The sequence below is a fragment of the Pseudohalioglobus lutimaris genome (assembly GCF_002866825.1).
Taxonomy (GTDB): Bacteria; Pseudomonadota; Gammaproteobacteria; order Pseudomonadales; family Halieaceae; genus Halioglobus; species Halioglobus lutimaris.
In genome coordinates, this window is the sequence record NZ_PKUS01000048.1 from 23,451 (window position 1) to 29,933 (window position 6,483).

The following is a 6,483-nucleotide window of genomic DNA, read 5'->3' on the forward strand; positions in this document are numbered from 1 at the left end:
AATGCCAGTGCGTAAGATCGAGCTCGCCTACTAAGGCATAGATGTTCTTTCTGTTGACTGACACTGCTAATTACATCGCCCACTCAATCTTCCCGTATAATTTTCATATTTTCGCCTCAAGGGAAAAGGAAATGCATCGAACATCCCGGAGAAACTTTACTCATATTTCAAATTGACGAAAACTCCAAATACCGCATCTGAAGTTATCATTTATTTTCTACTAGTACCCCTGTTACACCCTTTTGCTCCCAGTCGTCATTAGCTGCGTCTATGAGATAGGCCTTCAACGCATGTGCATCTTCGCTGGAAAGTACATCTTTGAAACCGGGCATGCCAAGTGCTGCCAGACCGCCCTCAAGTACAACGGTATCGAAGGCAGCATATGTTTGCTTCGGGCGCCGGCGCAGATCTGGAAGTCGACCGTTGCTCACAACAAACTGCCCATGACACCTTCCGCAATACTCGGCATACAGCTTCGCTCCGTGTTCGATTATCTCAGCATCATCAGTGATTCTGACAGGTGGTTCGGGCCTTGGACTTGCCTGCTTCAATGGCGGAAGTAACTGCTGCCCACCAATCTTGAAGGCTAAGATACGGCTGGGCGGCGGTTCATAACCATTCAAAAGTTCAAGACCATAGGTCAGCGCCAGAATTCCACCCCAGCCAACTGGAATAGCGATATACTGCTCTCCATCGACCATGTAGGTTACGGGCGAACCGATAACTCCCGCATTCGTCTTATAGCTCCAAAGCGAAGCGCCAGTTATTGCATCCAACGCTTCGAACTGACCATCGCCCCTCCCTTGAAAAACAAGGTTACCGGCTGTAGCGAGTGTGCCTCCATTCCATGCCAGTTCACGCTCCACTCTCCAAGCGTAATTTTGCTCATGGGGATTCCATGCGGTCAAAAAGCCGTTTGTCACCTCTCGAATTACCCGCTGATCTTCTTGGTCACTGCCCATTACATCTGTCGCATAGTTAGTATTTGTGTTCCACTGCCCCCATTTATGGTCATTGGTGTTCTCTTCAAAAAAGTACTCTATTTCCATCGTTGGGATATACACCAGGCCCGTATCAGGATGATAAGACATCGGGTGCCAGCTGTGAGCCCCATAGGGAGACGGAGACACATATTTTCCTTCCGCGGAATAATCCATCCCTGGATTTTCAACCGGGCGACCAGTTGCCAGGTTATAGTGGCTCGCCCAATTCACTTTTGAGAAAGGCTCAGCGGATAGCAACTGTCCGTCTTCGCGATCAATAATGAAAAAGAACCCGTTCTTGGGTGCATGCCAGATAACCTTCCTGACTTTTCCTTGCCAATTCATATCGGCAAGCATGATGGGCTGTGTGGCCGTGTAGTCCCAAGTTTCCTTCGGTGTTTCCTGAAAGTGCCAAATATATGCGCCCGTATCTGGGTCCAGCGCAACTATGGAAGATAGAAAGAGATTGTCTCCACCATCTGGGCTTCTTATGCGCCGGTTCCATGGAGAGCCGTTACCGACACCGATGTAAAGTTGATCAAGCTCAGGATCGTATACGATGGAATCCCATACCGTGCCGCCTCCGCCGTTCTTCCACCATTGACCAGTCCATGTTTCGGCAGCCTTAACTAGAATTTCATTTTCTTGTTCGTCCTCAGGATTCCTTGGTACCGTGAAAAAACGCCAAACAAGATCCCCCGAATCCACATCATAGGCGCTGACAAATCCCCTGGCACCGAACTCTGCACCTCCATTCCCGATGAATACCTTACCTTTTGCGGCTCTGGGTGCTCCAGTTATGGTGTACGGGTATTCGGATGTGTCTGCTGTCTTTACGTCCCATAGCACCCTGCCGGTTGAAGCCTCGAGAGCCACAAGCCGGGCGTCTAACGTGCCGACAAACACCTTACCCTGGTAAAGCGCCACGCCACGGTTTACGACATCACAGCACGCCATCTTCCCCCATTGTTTAGGTACCTTTGGATCGTAATGCCAAATCAACTCTCCGGTAATGGCGTTGAGCGCATATACTTCACTCCAATTGCCAGTTACAAACATAACCCCATCGACAATAATAGGTGTGGCCTCAAGACCCCGGCTATAATTTGTATCGAAGTACCACGCCATTCCAAGTCTATCCACATTCCCATCATTTACTTGACTCAATCTACTGAAACGCTGTTCATGGTAGTCTCGCCCGTAACTGAGCCAATTGCGGTCGGTCTGTGAAGAAATGCGTTCGGAATTGATTCCTCGTGTAGCATCAGCTATCGCTACCGCAGAGATGGAGGGTTCCTCAGCCAATGCCTCCTCAACTTTGAGGCCCATAAAAGATAGCAACACGATCGACACTGCAAGAATTTTTGCTTCCCAACTAGTCCTAGGGCCGCCAATTCGGTAATCCAGCCAATACCTCATAGATATCTCCTGCAGATCAACATTCGCTGTTAGCTGGTTTCAACTCTTCAATATGCATATCTCTTAAACATCGTCGGTCAATCTTACCCGAGGCAACTCTCGGCAGTTGACTGGCGCACATTCTGATGTGTTGGGGAATCTTGAACTGGGCCAAACGCGATTTAAGGAACTGCAATATTGCCTCATCAGCTAAATCCGAATCTGTGTATATAGACACTGCGACTGCCTCACCAAGACGCTGATCTGGTACGCCATATGCGCAAGCCTCGATGATGGCTGAATGATCCAACAAGGCATCTTCTACCTCGCCGCAGCCTATGTTCTCTCCGCCCCGGATTATGAGTTGCTTTAGTCTATCTACCACAAACAGATAACCTAGTTCATCGATAAAGGCTATGTCACCTGTACGAAACCAATCATCAATAAATGACTCCTTGTTAGCATCTGGCCGGTTCCAATAACCACGGATCACTGATGTGCCCCTAACTACAAGTTCACCCCGCTCACCTTGGGGGAGAAGATTTCCCCCCTCGTCCACGGTGGCAATCTCTAGGACCACAGAACACTTCCCAGAGCTGGTGGGATTTTCCACATACTCTTGTCCGTAAATTCCAGTGCCAATCGAATTGGTTTCCGTCATTCCCCATCCAGTAAATGGGACTGCATTCTCGAGTGCTTTCCCAATCTCCTCGACTTGTGAAGTCGCTCGCGCAGCTCCTCCTCCACCAGTAGAACGAAGACTCTTCAAATTTCGATTCGTTCGTTTTGCATACTCTACGAGGTCTCCAGTGATAGCTGGGGTACCCAGAACTGTAGTGACCTTTTCCCGGTCGATAATCTCAGCAGCAACTTCAGGATCCCACTTATACATGGAAATAATCATCCTTTGTTGCCGGTAGGCAGATAACAGAACTGCATGCATGCCATTCACGTGAAACAACGGCATTGCCAACAACGCTATTTCTCGATTAGCAGGCTCACTGAAGAATTCTTCCATACGGAAATGGCTGTCGGGAAGATTGAGATTTAGCAGAAAATCAACCTCCCACGACAAGAGAGCCGCGAGAATATTGCGGTGAGAAGAAACTGACCCCTTAGGGTGCCCAGTAGAACCTGATGTGAAAAGTATAACGGCATCGTCGTCGGGGTTTATGGACACGGGAGGCATTGGCTCATTGCTCTCAATAAGTGACTCTATTGGAGTAGCAAAATCCAGAACACCACAACGGACAGAAATAATTTTTAAATCAGTTGCTCGCGACAATTTCATGACTCGGCTAATCCGCTCATCATCCGCGATCATCACTGTCACACCAGTCAGATTAAGTGCATATTCCATTTCCTCAGATTGCCACCATGCATTCATGGCAACAGCAATCGCCCCAATCGATGTTATTGCCTCAAGGGCAATGGGCCATTCAGGATAATTGCGCATACAAATTGCAACACGATCCCCAGGTTTTACTCCGTGAGTGCGTTGCAGTTGGTACGCCAGACTAGATGCCTTCTTGTATATATCTCTATAGGTGTATTGCTCACCGTTATAGACAAAAAACGTTTCGTCGCTCAAATTCTCTTCAAACAGCTCTCGAAGTGATTGAGGGCCATTAACAAACCACTTGTTTTTTCCACCTCTTGTCTCTACCTCCTGAATTTCCCATGGGGATCCTTCGGCTGTTATCCTGGAGATTTTTGCCTGTCTTTTATTCATTCTATTTTTTTCATCCTAGAACAGATTACTTAGCAAGACATTGATAACAAGTTTTACACCAAGTGTTAAAGGACTTTACTGATGAATTGTTGACGCAACTGGTCATCTTTAGGAAGCGCCCTCTTCGGTTTAGGTCAAATTAATGCTGCCGTATTGGAACAATCAATTCGTAACCGACCGGCACTGTCTGCTTAGCAAACTCGATTTGATAGGAGTTCATTTACGACCGCTGGATCAGCTAACGTACTCGTATCACCTAAACTCTCTAGATCGTTCTCGGCGATCTTGCGCAGGATGCGGCGCATGATCTTGCCGGAGCGGGTCTTGGGCAGGCCGGGGGCCCACTGGATGATATCGGGCTTGGCGATGGGACCGATTTCCTTCACGCATAGCTGGATCAGCTCGGCGCGCAGCTCGTCGTCCGGCTCTACACCCGCCATCGGGGTGACATAAGCGTAGATGCCCTGGCCCTTGATATCGTGGGGGAAGCCCACCACGGCGGCCTCGGCGATCTTGTCGTGCAGTACCAGGGCGCTTTCCACCTCGGCGGTACCCATGCGGTGACCGGATACGTTGAGCACATCGTCCACCCGACCGGTAATCCAGTAGTAGCCATCTTCGTCGCGAGTGGCGCCGTCACCGGTAAAGTAGTACCCCGCGTAGTTGCTGAAGTAGGTGTCGATCATGCGTTGATGGTCGCCGTAGACGCTGCGGATCTGGCTGGGCCAGGAGGACTTCACCACCAGGTAGCCGGAGCCGGCGCCTTCCACTTCGGAGCCGTCTTCGTTCAACAGGGCCAGATCTACGCCAAAAAACGGGAAGGTGGCAGAGCCGGGCTTGAGGTCAACCGCGCCGGGCAGCGGGGTGATCATGTGGGCGCCGGTCTCGGTCTGCCACCAGGTATCGATGATGGGGCAGCGCTCGTCGCCGACCACGCGGTGATACCACTCCCAGGCCTCCGGGTTGATTGGCTCACCCACGGTGCCCAGCAGGCGCAGGCTGGAACGAGAAGAACGGGTAACCGGCTCATCGCCCACTGCCATCAGGGCGCGAATCGCCGTGGGGGCGGTGTAGAAGGTATTCACCTGGTGCTTGTCTACCACTTCCCAGCAGCGGCCGGCATCGGGGTAGGTGGGGACGCCCTCGAACATCAGGGAGATGGCGCCGTTGGCCAGCGGGCCGTAGACGATGTAGGTGTGGCCGGTCACCCAGCCCACATCGGCGGTGCACCAGTAGACCTCGCCTTCGCGGTAGTCGAATACGTACTTGAAGGTCATGGCCGCCTGCAGCAGGTAGCCGCCGGTGGTGTGCAGCACGCCCTTGGGCTTGCCGGTGGAGCCTGAGGTATAGAGGATGAACAGCGGGTCTTCGGAGTCCATGGGCTCCGGTGCGCAATCGGCGTCGGCGCCAGCCATCAGTTCGTGGTACCACTGGTCGCGGCCTTCCACCCAGTTGATGTCGTTACCGGTGCGCTCTACCACCAGGCAGGTGTGAACGTTGGGGCAGGATGCCAGTGCCTTGTCGGCATTGACCTTCAGGGGCACCGAGCGGCCGCCGCGCACGCCCTCGTCGGCGGTGATCACGGTCTGGCAGTCGGAGTCGAGGATACGATCCTTCAGCGCTTCGGGAGAGAAACCGCCGAAGACGATGGAGTGAACCGCACCGATGCGGGTACAGGCCAGCATGGCGTAGGCTGCCTCGGGGATCATCGGCATGTAGATGCAGACGCGGTCGCCCTTGCTGACGCCGCGGGCCTTCAGCGCGTTGGCCAGCTTGCAGACCTGCTCCTTCAGTTCCCCGTAGGTAATGTGCTTGCTGTCGGCTGGATCGTCCCCCTCCCAGATCAGCGCGGTCTGGTCGGCGCGCTCCGGCAGGTGACGGTCGATGCAGTTGTAGCTGACGTTCAGCTTGCCGCCGGCAAACCAGGACGCCTCGCCCTTCACAAAGTCATAGTTCACCACGCTGTCCCAGGGCTGCTCCCAGCTCAGGAACTCGCTGGCCATCTCGCCAAAGAAGCCCTCGGGATCCTCGATGGAGCGCTTGTACATGGCCTGGTACTTCTCGGCGTTGATGTGCGCGTCATTGAAATTCGCTGGTACTGGGTGCGTCTGAAACTCGGACATTCCAACTCCTGTATTGAGGATAGGTCATTGAGCCATTCAACATGTGACCAAGTCGGGGATAAATTCAAGCCGGCACTGCGAGAATGGTTGAAATTCATTTTTCTGGCATTAGAAATGCCCCAAGGTGATTACCAAGGGGCATTAAGATCATTAAGGCATTAGTTTGGACTTAGAAGAAACCCAGCGGATCGATGCTGTAGCTCACCAGCAGGTTCTTGGTCTGCTGGTAATGGTCCAGCATCATCTT

3 protein-coding genes are annotated in these 6,483 nt (G+C 52.2%); all 3 read right to left on the reverse strand.

Annotated elements, in window-relative coordinates; genetic code table 11:
• Positions 1-206: 206 nt before the first annotated feature.
• On the reverse strand, positions 207-2,402 hold the full coding sequence (locus tag C0039_RS20040) for a PQQ-dependent dehydrogenase, methanol/ethanol family (protein WP_243391676.1): 2,196 nt from the start codon (positions 2,400-2,402) through the stop codon (positions 207-209).
• A gap of 16 nt (positions 2,403-2,418) precedes the next feature.
• Complete coding sequence (locus C0039_RS20045; RefSeq protein ID WP_101519119.1) at positions 2,419-4,113, reverse strand: class I adenylate-forming enzyme family protein; 1,695 nt, start codon at positions 4,111-4,113, stop codon at positions 2,419-2,421.
• A gap of 191 nt (positions 4,114-4,304) precedes the next feature.
• On the reverse strand, positions 4,305-6,236 hold the full coding sequence (gene acs / locus C0039_RS20050; protein ID WP_101519120.1) for an acetate--CoA ligase: 1,932 nt from the start codon (positions 6,234-6,236) through the stop codon (positions 4,305-4,307).
• Positions 6,237-6,483 lie beyond the last annotated feature (247 nt).